Consider the following 19305-nt stretch of genomic DNA (forward strand, 5'->3'; position numbering starts at 1 on the left):
GCGGAATAGGAGATAGGACTTGTTCGGTGTAGTAGTTATTAGCCTATGGGGATTTTTATTGCCTTTTTCTTACTAACGGAGGTTCATCAAGCATTCTATATTTAATAAGTATATTTCCGGTGTCTTCGGCAAATAGGAGGGTTTCCGCCATTAGTTTTAGAAAAGTTGTACCAATATCCTTGCGAAGTGTTGCAGAAGCAGAAGTCCCAAATCGTCCACCTGCTGCACCGGCCATCATTGATGTTTTAAATAACATTAATCGTTCAGAGAAAGGGGCTTCTCCTTCGGTATCAACTTCAGACTCCCATGTAGGTAGTTGGGGTAATTCATCTTTTTCAAGCTTGCCTTGCATGGCTTCTAATTGCTTGGCACATAGTTTCTTTCCTCGCTCGAAATGGTTTTTAAGTTCTTTGTTTTTTGTTTTAGAAAAGGAGCGAAAGATCTCTCGAAGTACTTCCGTTGAATAATAGTTACTCGTAATCTGTAAAACCTCTGGAGCACTTAAAGGGCGATTTCCCCCGATAGAATTCCATAGAAAATCTTGATCTTCCACTTTGTCTAGTCCCGTGTCTCTCGGAATATGGATTAGAGGCTGGTGCATCCCGCTATTGATTATAAGCCCAATGCATTTTTCCACTAAGTCTGCTGTCTCATTCATTAATTTTTTATAAAACGTACAGACCTCGGGGTTAATGGATGAGGAGAGAGAAAGAGCATAAACATTTAAAGCATCCTGCCCTAACTTGTATTTAAGAAGAACGACAAAGTTATCTGAAAAGTATTTGGTATTAGGGAGTTGAATATCTCTTTTTGTGAAAGGCTCTGGAAGGGGACGATTGTCACTCGTTAAAAAATATTCAGCACCTTCGACCTCTTTATTTGCTATCTGAAGTCCTAATTCGAGCATCTCACGTACTCCTGGATCCTCTGCTTTTTTTAAGACGTCTGCAGTAACTACAGATGCCATAGTGTTAGTCATATATGATGTCATTAAGTTATGAATTTCCGCAGCAGTTAAGTCTTTCATATCTCATCGGCCCACCTATTCTGTACATTTAGGTATAGTTTCACACCAAAGCTATTTTTTATACGAATGGAAGTTGTAATAAGGAAAATTTTCCTTGATAAATATTTTACAGTCCATCGGCTAATTTTCCCTAAAATAGGGTAAGTTGTTGTTGAAGGAGTGCTTTGGATGTTTGAAGTTAGAACAGTTAGTGTTACGATCAATCAACCAATGGAGGAAGTGTATCACTTTGTGCATCAGCCGATGAATATGGCGGCTTGGGCGAAGTCTTTTTGCCTTTCGGTTGCGCAAAAGGGAGAAGAGTGGAGTATAGAGACAGGGGATGGCCATGCGAGAGTTCGGTTTGTTGAAGATAATCCCTATGGGGTGCTTGATTATTATGTGACAGTTGCTACAGGTGCGGAGATTTTTAATCCTATGCGTGTGATTTCTAATGGTGCTCATTGCGAAGTGTTAGCAACGTTATTCCGATCTCCAGAGGTTTCGGAGGAGGATTTTTTGCTGGATGGGGCGATGATGTCTAACGATTTGCGAAAATTAAAAGAAACGATGGAATTATTATAGGGTCAGCTCCTACTTTTCGGAGCTGACCCTTTGTTTGTTGTTATTCATCAATGAACTTCAGATTCTATCGGGCAAATCAAGCGAACTTTGCTGCCGATTAAGCTTAAACCATCGACATTTGCTGGCGTACCTTACTCTCGGTTTCATCCTCTTTTTGCAGTTCATCAAAGGAATAGACGCCTTCGATAAATATTTGGTGCCATAGCATAAACATTAGCACGGTCCATATTTTTCGTGAATAATCACCTTTTTGTTGAACATGAGCTTCTAATAAGTCATAAACGACGGATTTCCTAAGGAGATGGTCCGTATCACTAATTTGAATCAGCTGTTTCGCCCAGTCGTACAATTCGTTGCGTAGCCAGTGCCGCATTGGGACAGGGAAACCGAGCTTTTTCCTATCTAATACATGGTCAGGTACGATCCCCCGTGCAGCTTTCCTTAAAATCGATTTGGTTGTCCCGTCTGCGATGGTACTATCAACGGAAAGTTCACGAGCGACTTCAAATACCTTTTTATCTAAAAATGGGACACGGAGCTCTAATGAGTTGGCCATAGTCATCTTGTCGGCTTTGAGTAGAATATCCCCGCGTAGCCATGTATGAATATCGATATATTGCATTTGGTGAGTAGGATGATACTCGTTGGCAGTTTCGTACAGCGGTTTCGTAATGGACTGATAGGGATATTCTTTAGCGTATTGTATTAACAACCGTTCCTTCTCCGCTTCTTCAAACATTTTCGCATTGCCAATGTAGCGGTCACGCAAAGGGGTCGTGCCTCGCTCAATCAAACTTTTTCCACGGACACCTTCGGGTAACACGCGGGACGCTTGGTTTAAGGCTTTTTTCAAAAGGTTTGGCATGCTCGTAAAAGCTTTCAATGACTCTGGTTCACGGTAAATGTTGTAGCCGCCAAATAGTTCGTCCGCTCCTTCTCCTGAGAGAACAACGGTCACTTGTTTTCTCGCTTCACGTGACACGAAATATAAGGGAACACAGGATGGATCAGCTAACGGATCGTCCATGTGCCACATGACTTTTGGAAGCTTATCAACATATTCCTGGGCTGAAATTAAATATTCATAATTCTCTACGTTTAGCGCGTCGGCGGTTTCTTTTGCGACATCGACCTCTGAGTACCCTTCTCGTTCAAAACCAACGGAAAAGGTTTTAATGTTCGGATTAAATTCTTTGGCAATGGAAACGATTAAAGAAGAATCGATACCTCCAGATAAAAAGGACCCTACAGGTACGTCGCTGCGCATGTGGATGCCAACGGAATCATACATAACATCCTGGATCTGCTTCACTTGGCGATCTTCATTGGTCAGCACTGGATTAAAAGTCGCATGGAAATAGCGCTCCATTTGTAAAGGCTCATTTAATTTTTTTACAAAGTAGTGGCCGGGTTCTACCTTATGTACACCTTTTGTTAGCGTTAAGGGTTCTGGCGCGAATTGGTAACTTAAGTAGTGTTGCAGAGCTAGTGTGGATACTTTCTCATTCATATGACTTAAACTTTTTTTCTCAGAGGCGAAGCGAATGGATCCTTCTTCAGATTCACTATAATAAAGAGGCTTAATGCCAAAGGGATCACGCGCCCCATATAAATCTTTCTCCTGCTTATCCCAAATTAAGATGCTGAACATGCCGCGCAACTCTTCGAAAGCATCCACTCCTAAGTCTTGGAAAAGGACAGCAATCACTTCGGTATCCGATTCGGTTTGGAACTGGTAGCCTTTCTCCATCAATTGTTCACGAAGCTCAACGTAGTTATAAATTTCGCCATTAAACACCATCCAAAAGCGATCATCCTCGAAATGAAACGGTTGATTTCCACTGTCGATATCAATAATGCTCAGTCGGCGGAATCCAAGTGAAATGTAGTCATCGTGGTAGTAACCTTCTTCATCAGGCCCGCGGTGTTTAATAAGTTCATTGCTTTCCTCAAACGAACGTACATCATCTTGATTAGCCGAATGCCCCATACGCAAAACACCAATAAATCCACACATAGTTTAAATCCCCTTTTTAGTTTTAACAATTTTTTCAACATAACACAGAAAAACCTTTTGCAGTTACAGAATGACTATCCTTAACCCTCTTCAACGACCTCAAAGCTTTCTAGCATAGAATCGAATCTCACTCCGTGTCTTATGGATGTGGAAGCTAACGAAAACCTTCATCCTGTTGAGGATGACTCTTCAAATGGAGATGATGCACTTGAAGAAGCGTTGGAACAGCTGGACATTATTCATAAAACTTCGTAATGCGTAATCTGAATAGGCTTCATATAACTTTTTAAAGGCTCTCTGGTTGCCTTTTTTCACTTTTTGAATAAGTTTTTGTTCCTGCTGATCAATCTTCATGGATTTTCCACCTTTTAATCACTCTCTACTCTATATACCCATGATCATGTTTAAAAGTTTTCAATGACTCTTACTTTTATAAAAAATTATTTAAAATCTTCTTATCAAGTAAAATTTGTCCAGAAAATAATCGAAAAATAGCCGATACAAGACACGCTTGTATCGGCCGTTACTTTAATTATATAGGGATGTAATTTATTGTAAACATACATTATGGCCTATTATTTCGCCAATTTAATCTAAATTTCGATGGTTCTTATGTCACATTACCTTTCTGTGGAGGAATAAAGATTCGAAACCGTTTAATAGGAAACTACTGATCGATGCCTATAAACGAACAAACACGTGATGATCCATGATTCAATTGCTGCCGCACGAAAATTAAACCCGTCAATTTCACTGAAAATCGAAATGTCTTTATCGTGATTCCGAGAATTCACTTAATTGTCGCTCAATAAATTCAGCATCCCTTGAACCGTTTCCAATCATAATCGTTTGAAAAACAGCATCTCTCGTTTGAATCGGCATGTCCGTTATACTTTGATTGGAGACAAATGTAAGTAAGGTACGAGATGTTTTTTGATAAAAGTCATAGTCTGCTGTCCTTCCAGGATATATACTAGAGGATTCTGATAGATCCATTGTCATTCGATTTAAAGAAACAGCAATGGCTTTGATCTCTGACTCTGAAGCATCTTGATCACCAATTCTCATAGCTAATTCGGTGACCATTCCACGCATAGCCGTTAAGTCTGTAGATTTCACTTCTTTTAGATCGTCCTGATGAGATTGATACTGGTACACATTCGCACCAATACTGATGATTAATAAAATCGCTATTAAAAAGATCCACCACTTCAATTTCACATTAATCCCCTCACAGTTTAATCTTTTATCTATATTATATCTAACTTCTCGACAAACTGGGCACTAAACTCAATAAAATTTAAATTAATTTAAGTTCAGATTTAATTTTGATTGTGAAATATTGAACAAAAGTATTGTAATTCTTTTATCTAGCTATTATAATGAATTTAAGTTAATCATGTGAATGTTTTCACATATATAATACTAAGGAGGAATTACTAATGAAGATCGCAGTAATCGGAAGTACACATGCGGGAACTGCCGCTGTTTCAAATATGGCTACTCTTTATCCTGAAGCCCAAATTACCGTCTATGAACGAAATGATAATGTATCCTTTTTATCCTGTGGTTTAGCTCTATATGTTAGAGGGGTTGTTGACGACCCACAAGGCTTATTCTATTCTTCTCCTGAGCAGCTTCAACAACTCGGAATTACTATGAAGATGCAGCATGATGTTAGAAATATTGATACAACAAACCATTTAATTAAAGCAACCAACCTTGTAACCGGCGATGATGTCGTTGATTCTTACGATAAACTCGTTATGACTACTGGCTCTTGGCCGGTCACTCCTCCAATTGAAGGAATACATCTTGATAATATCTTGTTAGCGAAAAATTATAATCAAGCCAACACCATCATAGAGAAAGCTCAAAATGCTGAGCATGTGACAGTCGTAGGGGCTGGTTATATCGGAGTAGAGCTTGTTGAGGCCTTTGAAAAGTCAGGAAAAAAAGTAAGTTTAATTGATGGAGCCGATCGTATTTTAAATAAATATTTAGACAAAGAATTCACCGACCAAGTGGAAGATGATTTTCGCAACCGTGGCATTGACCTTCTTTTAAACGAAACGGTTCAACGATTTGAAGGCACGAAAAAGGGTGTAGAAGCTGTCGTAACTACTCATGGACGCGTGGAGACGGACTTAGTTATTATGTGTGTAGGGTTTCGACCGAATACAGAGTTATTAAAAGGCAAAGTAGATATGCTTGAAAATGGTGCAATCAAAGTAAATGAATATATGCAAACAAGCGATCCTGCTATATTTGCAGCTGGCGATAGCTGTGCCGTGAAGTATAACCCAACCGGTGAGCATGCTTATATTCCTCTAGCTACAAATGCAGTAAGAATGGGAACACTAGTAGCACGTAATCTAATGGGACCAATCATGAGAAACGTTGGTACACAAGGAACCTCTGGCTTACACATTTATGACTTAAATATGGCTTCAACTGGTTTAAATGAAACCTCAGCTCAACTTTTAGGTGTTCATGTGAAAAGTATCACAATAAATGAAAAACATCGACCTGAGTTCATGCCAACATCTGAAAATGTTCAATTGAAGGTAAGTTTCCATCCTGATACGAGGAAAATCCTTGGAGCCCAAGTACTCTCTAAGGTAGACGTTACCCAATCTATTAATACACTGAGTGTATGTATTCAAAGTGGTATGACCGTAGATGAGCTTGGCTTTGTAGATTTCTTCTTCCAACCTCATTTTAATCAACCATGGAATTTCTTGAACAAAGCTGGGTTAGCGGCTGCCCAATAGTGAAATAAAGGATCTCTCTCTAATACTAAGTAGTTCTGTTTCGGTGGAGAACTTACGAAATCGCAACCCAAATAACAGAACAGGATTGTTGAAGACTTGAATTCCTAGATGATTGTGTGGAGAAAGGGGCGGTGGGGAAGGAGTCGCTTTCCGTGGGCGTGCGCTGAGCCTCCTCAGGCTGGCGCCTTCCGGGGTCTCATCTAACCCGCGTATCCCACAGGAGTCTTCCCCTTCCCCACCGCCCCTTGCCGTATGTTTCTATCGGAATCATGCCGTTCTACTGTTAAAGTATGAGGTATATGTTATATCTATTGAGCCACTTAGATAAGTTGTTAAAAACGGGATAATTTCAGTCCATAAACAGTAGTTAGGAGCTTACCTAGTGTGTATGCCTACCATCACCACCTCTTCTGATTTTATAAATAGTACAGGATCTATTAATGGCAGAAGTGGATCATTTCAATAGCAATATTCACACAGCACCCTTGATTTAAACTAACGAAACAGTACTGATGAAGACTTGAATTCGATATGTTTGTGTGAATTTTGGGGCTACGGGAAACAGTTCGCTTTCCATGGGGCGGGCGCTGAGTCTCCTCGGACTTCGTCCTGTGGGGTCTCAGCTGTCCCGCACATCCCATAGGAGTCTCACCGTTTCCTTCCGCCCCTTTACCATATAAGTGTCTCGATACCACTTCAAGAAAAAGCAGCCATTCCTAAGTTTGCATGCAAATCTTGATAGCGGGCGGTCCTATTAAAATCCTTGATATAGAGAGGTTCATTGCAATAGAACACGGATAGTGGAAGATAGTCCTTCTGGGAAAGGGGTTCGTTTCTCACACATCGAATGGGGGGCTTGGGAATCTCCCCGTTTCCTAGCCACCCACTCCCATCTATGAATAGCCTACAATTTGAAGAACCCATTACTGAGGTTTCCGTTTGCCTCACAATGGCAAGGAGGGCCGGGAAATCACGAGACTCCTGTGGGATGAACATGATCGGTGAGATCCCGCAAGGCGTAGCCTGAGGAAGCTCACCACATGCCCACGGAAAGCGAGTGATTTCCCGGACCTTCAAACGTCATCCCTTGTAACGGAAACCACCGGAATGTCTTGAAGTTGATTTTTCCACAATCTAGGACTTTAGTTTAACAAGAAAATACAAAAAGAACGCTTGGACATAAAAAAAACCAAGCGTTCTTTTTTGTTGTTTGTACTGTTATTTTAGAATTTCTCCACAGTATCGGAACTACTTACTCTAATACAAGAGGGATCCTTTTGAATTTGGCCGCATACCTACGATTCCATCTTTAACGAATGACTTTATTTATTCGATCCACTACGTCATAGATTTCCTTACGAGTCACATCAAGATGAGTCACAAACCGGATCGTCTTCGGCCCAAAGGGAACAGCAAGAACTCCTACTTGCTTTAATTCTTCCAAAAATTCTTCCGCTGACATCGTGAGTTCACCAATATGAACAAGTACAATATTCGTTTCCACATGACCTTCTATACTCAGTCCAGGAATTTGTTCCAATGATTCAGCTAAAAGACGGGCATTTTCATGGTCATCCGCTAAGCGATCGACCATTTGTGTTAAAGCGATATAGCCTGGTTCTGCAATCACTCCGACTTGACGTAATCCTCCCCCGAGGCGTTTACGCCATTTCCGAGCCTTTCTAATAAATTCTGCTGATCCAGTAATGATGGATCCTACGGGAGCTCCTAGTCCTTTCGATAAGCAAAATTGTACAGTATCTGCCTGAGCAGCATAATGCTCGACAGAAACTCCAGAAGCTACGGAAGCATTAAATAAGCGAGCACCATCTAAATGAACCGGAATTTGGTTTTCACGTGCTATCTCATAGATGGCTTGCATATCCTCTAATGGAACGATCGCTCCTCCCGCTTTATTATGAGTATTTTCTATACAGATAAGCCCCGTTTCTGGAAAATGAATATCATCCGGGCGGATGGCTGTGCGTACATCCTCAGGAATCATGGATCCACGGTACCCTTCAATTGTACGTGGTTGAACTCCTGCTAAAGCAGACATCGAAGCTCCTTCATATAAGAAGAGATGAGCACTCGCTTCAAGTAAAACTTCATCCCCTGGATTGCAGTGAGTTAGTGCAGCAATTTGATTTCCCTGTGTTCCGCTGGTTACAAAAAGAGCCGCTTCTTTCCCTAACATTCTAGCTGCCGTCTCCTCTAATTTTAGAACACTGGGATCTTCACCAAATACATCATCTCCAACCTCAACATCAAAGGCTGCCTGCCTCATTTCCAAAGTCGGTCTCGTGACTGTATCGCTTCGTAAATCGATCATATGTATCTCCTCCTCATTAGGTTATTGTACGAAAAATTGTGGACAACTAGCAAATCCCTAAAAATCTACATAAAACTGACTCTCGAAAATCGTTAGTATCCTCAAATAGTAGTTTGCATAAAATTTCGGTTACTGTCGATTAATGTTTACTTATAGCGAGGGAATCGTTGAAGTGACTGTGCACATGTGGGTAACTTAACTAACGATTTGAGTTACCCACAATTGTCCACAGACTTATGCACAATTTTCACTCAATTTAAGCTATTCACAAGTTATCCCACCTTGTAAACGGTTTATCCACAATTCTATCCACATATACACAAAATGAATCGTCTATATGGTATTAGCATATATGTTCGCCACCATATATAGGTCTTATCCAGAAGCCTATACACATGGTGTGGATAAAAAATTCAGCCCTAGAATTAAAGAGCAGTTATCCTCTGGAATTAACAGTTAGGGTCAGAGGAAAGATATGCTTCCCACGGACGAACAGGTCAAGCCTCCGCTACGCTGCCGGGGCTTTTTCCATGAGTCTTACCTTTACCATTACTAAGGAGGAAAATATATACCAATGATTATTACAACGGAATTTCATCTCATAGATCAAAGTCGTTGAAAAAACCTTCTATTAGAAAGATAAAAACACCGGCCTTGCCATCCTTACGTTGTTCACCCTACTCTCAATAGCTTTAAAAGGATAGGAATCTGGCGAGACTCTTGCGGAAAAATGGGCTATCAAGGTCCGCAAAGAGCGACGAACAACTCCATACCTCCTTGAGCACAACAAGACATTTAAATGAAAACGCTTGGATTTATATACAATCCAAGCGTTTATGTGCAAAATTATACAGTTGTTTGATTCACTTTTTTCCCTACCTTAACTTAAGATGTCCACATTTCAATTGATTATTCTTGTGTTCCTAAGGTAATGGTTGTTTGGTTTTCTTCTCCATCACGATAGTAGGTAATTTCAAGTTCATCTCCAGGATCTTTTTCTTTATACAAATATTTACGTAAGTCGATAATATTTTCTACAGGTTCCCCATCTAGCTGAGTGATTACATCTAAAGGTTCTAAACCTGCTTTAGATGCCGGAGACATTTGGGTAATGCTGCGAATGTAAAGCCCACTATTAACACCATCCGGTAAATTTAACGTTGTTTTCCACTCAGAAGTAGGAACTTCATTGAGTCCATAAGCTTCAATACCTATAAATGCTCGATTCACTTGGCCAAATTCCTCTAATTCATCAATCAAAGGTTTGGCGGCATCAATAGGGATGGCAAAGCCGATTCCTTCAACAGAAGACTGAGCTACCTTCATCGAGTTGATGCCAATTAACTGTCCATCAATATTAATAAGGGCCCCACCACTGTTCCCAGGGTTGATTGCAGCATCGGTTTGGATAACCTCGGACTGCCAGTCTTCTGTTCCATCGTTATTAAAGTCTTGCGGAATAGCACGCTGTTTACCACTTATGATACCTTGAGTCACCGATCCTGCAAAACGCAGGCCTAAGGGATTACCGATCGCAATGGCGGGCTCGCCAACTTGTAAATTATCGGAAGAGCCAATTTTAGCAACTTGAGTAACATCTTCGTCAGACATTTTAAGTACAGCTAGATCTGAAAAAACATCCCCTCCGATTAATTCTGCAGGTATTCTAGTTTCATCGGAAAGGACAACTTCAATTTCACTAGCTCCCTCTATCACATGATTATTGGTGACAACGTAGGCTGACCCATCTTCCTTTTTATAAATCACACCAGATCCCACGCCAGCTTCTTGTGATCCATTCTGCTCCTCCCAGAAATTAGACTGTGATTGAAGATTGACTACACCAACAACAGAAGGAGTGACTTCTTCTACAGTTTCAGTAATTTGAGTATTTACATCCACTTGCATCTGTTCGCTGCTAATGCCTCCACCTTCGTCATCAGAGTCATTTTCATCGTTTGGAGCTGCAATGTTATAAGGCAGTAAATTAGATTGAACCAGCGCTGGTAACGCCAGCAAAACGAGAACCGCACCAAGAATAATCCCTATGAGGGTTGGCATCATGAATCGACGACTCTTCTTTTTCTGCTGTTGTGTGGCTGGTGAATGATCATCGTAGAATCCCACGGCTATCACCTTTCCTTTCTTTCCACATCTTCTTCTACTTTATTGTTACCTTAAATGGATAATTTTAAAACTTGTTATACGTCATAGATTGGAGTAGCTTCAGCAGGATCGGTATCATGCAATTCAATTCGTGAACCGATTTGAAAACCCCGTTCTTTTAAAACTTCTTTCACAGACATACGCGCTAAGTCTTTCATATTATTATCTGCACTTAGGTGGGCTAAATACACCCTTTTTGTTTGATCATTTATAATATCTGATAATGCCAATGCACAATCTTCATTTGATACGTGACCTGAATCACCTAAAATACGACGTTTTATATTCCAAGGGTATCGGCACATGCGCAACATGCTAACGTCGTGGTTCGATTCAAAAATTAATGCATCTGATCCTTCTACTGTCTTTTTAATTCGCTCAGAAACATATCCAAGATCTGTCACTAGGGAAATCTTTTTTCCTTCTTGATGAAACGTATAAAACATTGGATCCGCTGCGTCATGTGATACAGCAAAAGATTCGATATCAATCCCTCCAAAAGATCGGGTTTCTTCCATATTAAAATGAAATTTCTGATCTACAGAGAGTTTTCCAAGTTGACCTTCCATAGCCTGCCATGTTTTATCATTAGCATAGATAGGAAGGTTATACCGTCTCGCCATAATTCCTAAGCCTTTTATGTGATCACTATGTTCATGGGTCACAAGAATTCTTGAAAGATCATGAGGGTCAACCTGAATTTGTTCAAGTAAACCTTCAATTTTCTTCCCACTCAGCCCAGCATCTACTAAAATCTTTTCCTTACCAGATTCTATATAAAAAGCATTTCCTGTACTGCCTGAGGCAAGCACACTAAATCGTAACGTCATTTATGACACTCCATGTTGGTCTATTCATTAGAATTATCTCCTGTAGTTTCTTCATCATCTTCTGTATTTGTAATAACATCTTCTTCGCTATCCACAATTTTTTCTTGAAAATACTCGGATATTTCTTCAATAAATTCACTTTCCTCTATATCAATAATTCGTCCTTCTGCCGTTACGGCATTAACAAAATAATCTTCTTCACTATTAACCGTCACTTTCCATGTTGGTGCGAAAACTTGGGTAGGATCTGATCCAGCTGCAGAATGGTATCCTACCGTCATGTTGGTTATTTCATCTCCTGTGGAAATCGATTGATTGTCATAAAGAATACCGATTACTTCCGAGGGATCTAATAAATCACGTAGTTGCTCGTCCTCTTCACTCTCCGTTACTCCTAATTGAGAAACTTGGTAGCCCGTCATAGCACCGTCCTCTACATCCACGGTTAATACACCAGCCGGATTATAATAAATGGTTCGCGAATTGTTCGTCTGGAATAAAAGGATTTTATCTTCTTCCTCATTCCAGCCCCAATAGGAATACTGACTGCTAAAAGGAACGTATTCAGAAATTACTTCAACTATGGATTCTTCATCGTCACCAAGGTCAATAGGCTCATCTAATGTTGATATAAGTAATTCTTCCTCATACACACGTACATTTTGATCAGATAAATTACTAATTCGATCCAATTGACTCTCTGTAAATTTACTTGGCGAAGCAATTAAAAAACTAACTTCAGGGGCTTCATCTGGTACTGAGTCCGCAACTGTAATTTCTCCATCAGTCGGACTATCCTCATACATCGATTCTTGAACGGTTTCTAACTCAGAATCATTCTGCTTCGTCAAAAATTGTTGCAAAAGGAACAAGTCAAGTATGAGAAAGCTTAGAATAAATAATGTTTTAATTTGGCCCCACTGCATTTGCTTGTCCACCTTCTTCTTCAGAGGATAATTCGGTGATTTCTTTCCAACTACCATTTTCTAAAACAAACCAGGAAGGAATAAGATCATAAACTTCATAACCTACAGTTTGCTGGGATAATTTATATCCAATCATAATATCCTCAATTAATTTCATATTGTATTGGTCCGTTTCCTCAAGGAAGGAGGCCACATTCTCACCTGATGGAAGCTCTCCTTCCTCATTAGGGCTAGGGTAAGAAGTATCAAAATCACGAAGAGGCCTTACATAACTCCGTTCTTGATCTCCATCATATTCCACTTCAATTTTATGAAAATCATCTGAACTTGAAAGAAGTGGAAGACTATTAAAATACATATTAAATTGTACCGATGATTGTGACGGGTTAAGATCGCTTAATTGAAACGAATCGGTCCACCCTTTATGTGTATTTATAAAACTAACGCTTCTTTCCAATAGATCAAAAGAACTTAGTGCGGTTTGAACGCTTGACGCATTTGATGTCAAAGTAGAATACTCTAAGCGATTACCATTAGCTGGAACTTCTAATCGACGAGAATCATCAGTTAATCTTAGCTCTGACGTAGAACTCGATGAATCCCGAACGACAGGTGAATCTGATAACAGTTCATTCCGAAGTGGTAAGATATCAATTTTCTGCGAGTCCACGGAGTCTTTAGCAACCGTTACACTATCTCTAGGAATGAAAATTCTCTTTTCTTCATCGTCCGCAAATAAAATTTGTTCTATAAATTTTTCGTCATTATTCATACTCGCCTTCAGGCCATCAGTATCACCGCTTCTTAGCGTAGCTCTAAAGGAGGTAGAATTCTCTCCATCTGAAACAAAAAGCACCTCTGCTCTGTCACTTCCCTCATTAACCATAAAGAAGATTCGATTAAAATGGCCAGCAGGAGCATTTTGATTATCATTTTCAAATTCGAAAAGGTTCGGGATAACTTGTGCTGGAATGTCTGTTGGAAAAACGACTTCGACCATCTGTTCATGTTGTTCCGGTGGTCCCTTATGAGCCGTACTTAGCAGATTAGACATCGTCCAATTTTTCATTTCTCCAAACATTAATTGGGCATCTTCTTTATCCGTATAAGAGTAATGACTTGCTTCTTTATGAAATACAAACTGACTGGGAGCTATTAAAGAAGTAAGTTCTACTTCCTCCCCATTAATTGTGGTCTCCTCAATAAATCCTTCTTCATCTAAGCTGTCGACATTTGGCTGATAGTTCCACTGTGCGACAGTAAGCAACAAACTAAAGCCAATTAGAATAAAGAGTATGATAGATTTCAATGTTTCCACTTTCATTAGTTCTTCCTCCGCTTCTGATTAATGAGCGGAAGTGTAAAGAAAATTGTCGTCCCTTTTCCTTCTTGACTATTCGCCCATATTTGACCGTGGTGGGATTCGATTATTTCCCGGGCAATAGCGAGCCCAAGTCCTGTTCCGCCGATCTCCCTAGAACGAGCTTTATCCACTCGGTAAAAACGGTCAAATATTTTGTCGACCGTTTCTGTTGGAATACCCATGCCTTGGTCGCTGACACTCACAAGAAGTTGTTTCTTCAAAGTTTCTGCTTTAAAGGTAATCGTTCCACCTTCTGGAGAGTATTTAATCGCATTGGAAATAATATTGTCGAGGACTTGAGTTATTTTGTCTTTATCAATCCAGACAAAGAAGTTTTGATTTGCCAATTCTCGACTAAACGTGTTCTTTTCGTTACGACTCATCTCAAATCTATCAATGACTTGACTAAAGTGTTCGACAAATTCAACTTTTTCTTTAAATAATCCGGTAGAATCTTTACGATCCATTTTTGATAACTGCAATAAATCATTAACGAGGCGGATCATACGGTCCGTCTCATTTTGAGTCACATCTAAGAAACGAGGGGCTATTTCTTTATCCTCCCACGCTCCATCGGTTAAAGCTTCGAGATAACTTCTCATTGTTGTCAGTGGTGTACGCAGCTCATGGGAAACGTTAGATACGAATTCTCGTCGCTCTTGTTCCACCTTTTCCTGTTCAGTTACATCACTAAGCACCGTAATAAACCCGTCCATTTCGCCATGTTCATCCTGAACGACAGAAAAGTTAGACTTTAAAAGTAATGGTTGGTCTTCGCTACTTAAATCTATAATAACAGACCCGATTGAATCGATATCCCCCATGTCATTTATTTGATCTGTTAAGCCAAGAATATCTATCAATGATTGACCCTGTACTTCTTCAATACTTTGCCCAATTAGTTTCGATGCTGGAGCATTCATTAATGTAATGGCTCCTAACCGATCCGTGGCAATAACCCCATCTGACATATTTGAAAGGACCGAGCTGAGCTTTCGCCGTTCCCCTTCGGTTGTCGCCTGTGATTGTTTGAGTTTATCATTCAAATCGTTAAAAGTTACACCAAGCTGACCAATTTCATCATTTCCTTGCACACTTACTTTTTGTGAGAAATCTCCGGTTGCCATAATTTGAGCTTGTCTTCTCATTTCAGATAAGGGCTTTGTAATCGTTCGGGCCATTAATATGCCTAATAGGGCGGTTACAGTAATCGCTAATACTGTCCCTCGGGCAAAAATATTATTAATATCTTGAAGCTGATCATACACCTCGCCCATATTTGCTTGATAATAAATAGCGGCGTGAACTTTCTCCCCATTACTACTCTCTACAGGCCTAGCCCCTACTCTTAAACGTTTCTCAGTACTAGGGTCCAACTTAATATTAGAATCGGAACTTTTATAAAGAAGTGCACTTGTAATAATAGGATCATTCGCCTTTTTCCCGACATCTGATTGATCAAAATCATCACCAGAATATGTAGCGATCACCCGTCTATTCGAATAATTAATGACTTGTAATTTTCGGATGTCATTCTGATTAAAATCATCAATAAGACTTTGAACTTCGGATTCTAAAGATGGATCAGAGTCCCCTCGTTCCGCTTCATAAGAATTTTGCAGACTAAAGGTTAAAGAGCGGAGTCGGCTATCGATCGACTCATTAAAATTCCTTTTGAGTTCATCCTCTAATTCTCCAACAAAGTAGGATCCGATCACTTGAATTCCTAAAAGGAGGAGCAGAATATAAACGATCGTCAGCTTCAGTCGTACAGACTGAAAAAAACCTACTTTCTTCATACACAAACACTACTCCTGCTCTGGATTTCTTAAATAGTAACCGACTCCTCTACGAGTTACGATCCACACTGGGTTACTTGGACTTTCTTCAATTTTTTCACGCAAACGGCGGACAGTTACATCAACTGTACGTACGTCTCCATAATAGTCATATCCCCATACCGTCTCGAGTAAGTGTTCGCGCGTCATCACTTGTCCTATGTGACGAGCTAAATAATGAAGCAATTCAAATTCACGGTGCGTCAGTTCAATATACGAACCGTCACGCGTTACTGTATAAGCATCTGGATGGACGGATAAACGACCAATTGTAATATCCTTGGACTGCTGGGATTGGTCTTCTGGCTCCTGTTGATGTCTACGTAAATTGGCTTTCACTCTAGCAATTAGTTCACGATTGCTAAAGGGCTTTGTTACATAGTCGTCCGCTCCCATTTCAAGTCCTAGCACTTTATCAATTTCCCCATCTTTAGCTGTAAGCATTATGATCGGCATTGCATGGTTTTTCCGAACTTCACGACATACCTCATTGCCATCTTTATTAGGAAGCATAATATCGAGTAAAATAAGTTCTGGTTTCTCTTCATCCGTCTTACGAATCGCTTCATCTCCATCGTAAGCGCAAACGACCTCGTAACCCTCTTTTTCTAAATTAAACTTCAATATGTCAGCAATTGGCTTCTCATCATCTACAACTAAAATTTTCGGCGCCATCTTCTGTCACTTCCTTTTCGTCAACTTCTTCTCTTATCTTCATTTTAACTTATTTGACTGAAAATGTCTTACTTCATAATCAATCAAACAGAAAAGCCGCTACGAATTGAATCGTAACGACATTTTATTAAATATGCTCCAATGGGTCTTCTAGTGAACCATTTTTATAGACTTCAAAATGTAGGTGTACACCTGTGGAACGACCAGTCGTCCCCATCTTTCCTAGAGTTGATCCTTTTTCAACCGTGTCGCCTACGCTAACATCAATTGACTCTAGGTGAGCATAAATTGTCTTATAACCGTTGTTATGGTCAACTATAACCTTATTTCCGTAAGCTCCATCCTTACCTGCTTCAATGATCTTTCCATTATCCGCAGCCTTGATGGTGCGATTACTTACGCCTGCGATATCAATTCCTTTATGAAACGATCCCCAGCGTTTACCCTGCTCACTAGTAATTGTACCCTCAACGGCAGGCCATTCAAACTCTCCTGTTCCTTTTGAAGAGATTACTTTTGTACCTTGTACTACAATTTCTTTGACAGGTGCTGATACTTCTTTTTCTTCAATCGTGCCCTCGTCCACTATGCGATCATTTTTCATGTGTTTATAGTAATGTATTTCTTTTTCGCCGTCTTGTCCTTCTTGTTTGATCTCTGTTTCACCTTTTACTAAGTCATCAGTTTTAACTACTTCGGTTTTATAAGGGATGTTCTCTTTTTTAATCCCCTCTTTTTTAATGAAAACTTCTGTCCAAGGTTCAAAGTCGGCTACGTTAACTTCCTGATCGCTTTGTGATTGATCCTTTATGCTGTATTCATCATTAAAAGTCATCATTTGCTCTTGAGACAAATTATACTGGGGTGCGATTTTTCCAACTACTTCGCTAGTAGTTTCTTGGTAAGTCCCTTTTTTCAGAATTTCAACGGCTTCGGTAACATCGGTAACTTCAGAAGCTTCTACAACTTCTTTCTCTTGTGAAATTTCATTAGTTAGCTGGACTTCCATAACGGTAGAACCTTTTAGCTCTATCTTTTCATCGTTCGCTCTAGTTTCTACTTCTTTAAGATCTTCTGGATCGACGTATTGTTCTTTAAACTTTTGCACAACATCTTCAGCATCTGCTTCACTAGGAAGGTAAGCGATCGTTTGACTTTCCACCGTTAGACCAACAGCTTCCACACCGACATCGATAGAATCTCCAAGCTTACGCAACGTTTGATCGGTTTCAACGGACGGAGCAAACATTTTTTCAGAAACATAGGTTACCTCTTCTAAAGGTTCTAATTGATAGTCTTCATGCTGTTCCTGTACCTTATCTAACTGTTGTTGGACATAGGATTGTGCATTTTCTTTATTTTTCACTACACCTATATGTTTATCTCCCACATAAACGTGGAAAAACGTTTCTAGATTCTCTTCTGCATATGCTGTTCCAAAACTTAAACCCATCGCAAGCAAAGCAATAACGGAAGCTTTTTTCCAAAGCCCCTTCGTCTCTTTCACGTTTCATTTCCCCCTAAGTATATTTCTCTATTTTTCTTGATATTGTTTTAGTATGACCATCTTTATATACTTTACCAATTTATCATAGGTGAATAGGTTAGTGTTCCTTATTTCAAAGATGTAATGAATTTATAATATGACTTCCAAAATTCTCATGTATTCTCTGTATTTTTACACTTTTCGTGGTAAATCATCCGAATAATTGGCTGTTTCTGACATTGTTTTTACGCAACTATTACAAGAATATTAACTACATTGAAACATAAAAAAAAGCCCACTGATTGTTTAGTCACAGGAGCACTTCAGGGAGGGTGAAATAATCAATTCACAAGCTAATTTTCATATTAAAATCACAGCGTTTTTTTAAAGAAGCAGGATTAGGTAATAACACGTTTTGAATAGCTCGCCTTACCATCTATTCAACTAAAACTCTCGGTTTGTGAAAGAACGATTCCGTTCCTTCATTTAGAGAAAGGTGGTTCGTAAAACGACTCGCTTTCCGTGGGCGTATGCTGAGCCTCCTCGGTCGCTTCGCTTCCTGCGGGGTCTCACCTTATCCGCTTATCCCACTGGAGTCTCGCCGTTTTACGAACCCCCTTTACCTTTGTTTGGATGAACGGATCGTTGCGATGAGAAGCAACATAGATGAATCATGTTTCGATCCATAAGTGCGGCGAATCTTATCGCCAAATCCTGTGCTGAGGCATTCTCCCACTATGTGAATGCCTTATTTCTACATCATTCTCTTGAATTATCAGTTTTCAGTGGCTCGCTGTTTCCCCTGCTCCTCTGTGCTTGATATCTAGTAACGGACCACAGACTGCTTAACCCAACAATCACGGCAACGGAGATGCGAACGTTGTTATGTCAATGGTTATGGAACATTCTACCATTAGAGTTCCAACCACCTCACTCTCATATCAGTAAAAAACACATAAAAACAAGGCTTAGAGAAATTTTATCTCTAAGCCTTGTTAACTGTAATTTAGAATGTAATTCACAAAGTGGCTCGGGACGGAATCGAACCGCCGACACACGGATTTTCAGTCCGTTGCTCTACCGACTGAGCTACCGAGCCATGATAAAATTAAGTTTTAAAAGGATTTCTCGCTTATAGTGCTCGTCCTTTTGTAAAATATAAATGGCGGTCCGGACGGGACTCGAACCCGCGACCTCCTGCGTGACAGGCAGGCATTCTAACCAACTGAACTACCGGACCAAGTATGATGTTTCTTCTTTACTGCAACGAAGAATATCATACCATACGAGAAGAATAATACGCAATA

The 19305-nt window shown here is 39.9% G+C and carries 14 protein-coding genes and 2 tRNA genes; 2 read left to right on the forward strand and 14 right to left on the reverse strand.

What is annotated here, in order from left to right:
• Positions 1-55: 55 nt before the first annotated feature.
• Entirely contained in the window at positions 56-1027 is a 972-nt protein-coding gene (locus ACFQIC_RS04280) for a DUF3231 family protein (RefSeq protein ID WP_204708833.1), read from the reverse strand.
• 168 nt (positions 1028-1195) lie between these two features.
• On the opposite strand from ACFQIC_RS04280, the gene ACFQIC_RS04285 reads away from it, so the two are divergent.
• A complete protein-coding gene (locus ACFQIC_RS04285; RefSeq protein WP_204708832.1) occupies positions 1196-1591 on the forward strand; it encodes a hypothetical protein in 396 nt (131 codons plus the stop codon).
• Between the two features lie 103 nt (positions 1592-1694).
• Here ACFQIC_RS04285 and asnB read toward each other — a convergent pair whose 3' ends face one another.
• The 3 genes from asnB to ACFQIC_RS04300 all read right to left on the reverse strand — a co-directional run bounded on the left by asnB (position 1695) and on the right by ACFQIC_RS04300 (position 4823).
• On the reverse strand, positions 1695-3608 hold the full coding sequence (gene asnB / locus ACFQIC_RS04290) for an asparagine synthase (glutamine-hydrolyzing) (RefSeq protein ID WP_204708831.1): 1914 nt from the start codon (positions 3606-3608) through the stop codon (positions 1695-1697).
• 189 nt (positions 3609-3797) lie between these two features.
• Positions 3798-3962: a hypothetical protein gene (locus tag ACFQIC_RS04295; protein WP_204708830.1), complete on the reverse strand. Its 165-nt coding sequence runs from the start codon at positions 3960-3962 to the stop codon at positions 3798-3800.
• A 417-nt stretch (positions 3963-4379) separates the two neighbouring features.
• Complete coding sequence (locus ACFQIC_RS04300; protein ID WP_204708829.1) at positions 4380-4823, reverse strand: hypothetical protein; 444 nt, start codon at positions 4821-4823, stop codon at positions 4380-4382.
• Between the two features lie 227 nt (positions 4824-5050).
• Between ACFQIC_RS04300 and ACFQIC_RS04305 the strand changes: the two genes are divergently transcribed.
• Positions 5051-6382: an FAD-dependent oxidoreductase gene (locus ACFQIC_RS04305; protein WP_204708828.1), complete on the forward strand. Its 1332-nt coding sequence runs from the start codon at positions 5051-5053 to the stop codon at positions 6380-6382.
• 1309 nt (positions 6383-7691) lie between these two features.
• On the opposite strand, the gene ltaE is transcribed toward ACFQIC_RS04305, so the two are convergent.
• The 10 genes from ltaE to ACFQIC_RS04355 all read right to left on the reverse strand — a co-directional run bounded on the left by ltaE (position 7692) and on the right by ACFQIC_RS04355 (position 19238).
• Positions 7692-8714, reverse strand: coding sequence for a low-specificity L-threonine aldolase (ltaE, locus tag ACFQIC_RS04310; RefSeq protein WP_204708827.1), 1023 nt, complete (start codon positions 8712-8714; stop codon positions 7692-7694).
• 909 nt (positions 8715-9623) lie between these two features.
• Positions 9624-10841 carry a S1C family serine protease gene (locus ACFQIC_RS04315; RefSeq protein ID WP_390216962.1) on the reverse strand — a complete coding sequence of 406 codons (1218 nt, stop codon included), beginning with the start codon at positions 10839-10841 and terminating at the stop codon, positions 9624-9626.
• Positions 10842-10915: 74 nt separating this feature from the next.
• Entirely contained in the window at positions 10916-11710 is a 795-nt protein-coding gene (locus ACFQIC_RS04320) for an MBL fold metallo-hydrolase (RefSeq protein ID WP_204708826.1), read from the reverse strand.
• A 20-nt stretch (positions 11711-11730) separates the two neighbouring features.
• Entirely contained in the window at positions 11731-12636 is a 906-nt protein-coding gene (locus tag ACFQIC_RS04325) for a two-component system regulatory protein YycI (protein WP_204708825.1), read from the reverse strand.
• Positions 12617-13960: a YycH family regulatory protein gene (locus tag ACFQIC_RS04330; RefSeq protein WP_204708824.1), complete on the reverse strand. Its 1344-nt coding sequence runs from the start codon at positions 13958-13960 to the stop codon at positions 12617-12619. The genes ACFQIC_RS04325 and ACFQIC_RS04330 overlap by 20 nt, the downstream gene beginning before the upstream one ends.
• Complete coding sequence (walK, locus tag ACFQIC_RS04335; RefSeq protein WP_204708823.1) at positions 13960-15798, reverse strand: cell wall metabolism sensor histidine kinase WalK; 1839 nt, start codon at positions 15796-15798, stop codon at positions 13960-13962. Before walK ends, ACFQIC_RS04330 begins: the two co-directional genes overlap by 1 nt.
• 9 nt (positions 15799-15807) lie before the next feature.
• A complete protein-coding gene (yycF, locus tag ACFQIC_RS04340) occupies positions 15808-16512 on the reverse strand; it encodes a response regulator YycF (protein ID WP_204708822.1) in 705 nt (234 codons plus the stop codon).
• 127 nt (positions 16513-16639) lie between these two features.
• Entirely contained in the window at positions 16640-18019 is a 1380-nt protein-coding gene (locus ACFQIC_RS04345; RefSeq protein ID WP_204708821.1) for a peptidoglycan DD-metalloendopeptidase family protein, read from the reverse strand.
• A 1005-nt stretch (positions 18020-19024) separates the two neighbouring features.
• Positions 19025-19097, reverse strand: a tRNA-Phe gene (locus ACFQIC_RS04350).
• Between the two features lie 64 nt (positions 19098-19161).
• A tRNA-Asp gene (locus ACFQIC_RS04355) sits at positions 19162-19238 on the reverse strand.
• Positions 19239-19305: the final 67 nt, after the last annotated feature.

The organism is Halobacillus seohaensis (assembly GCF_042663045.1).
In the GTDB taxonomy this organism is placed as follows: Bacteria; Bacillota; Bacilli; order Bacillales; family Halobacillaceae; genus Halobacillus_A; species Halobacillus_A seohaensis.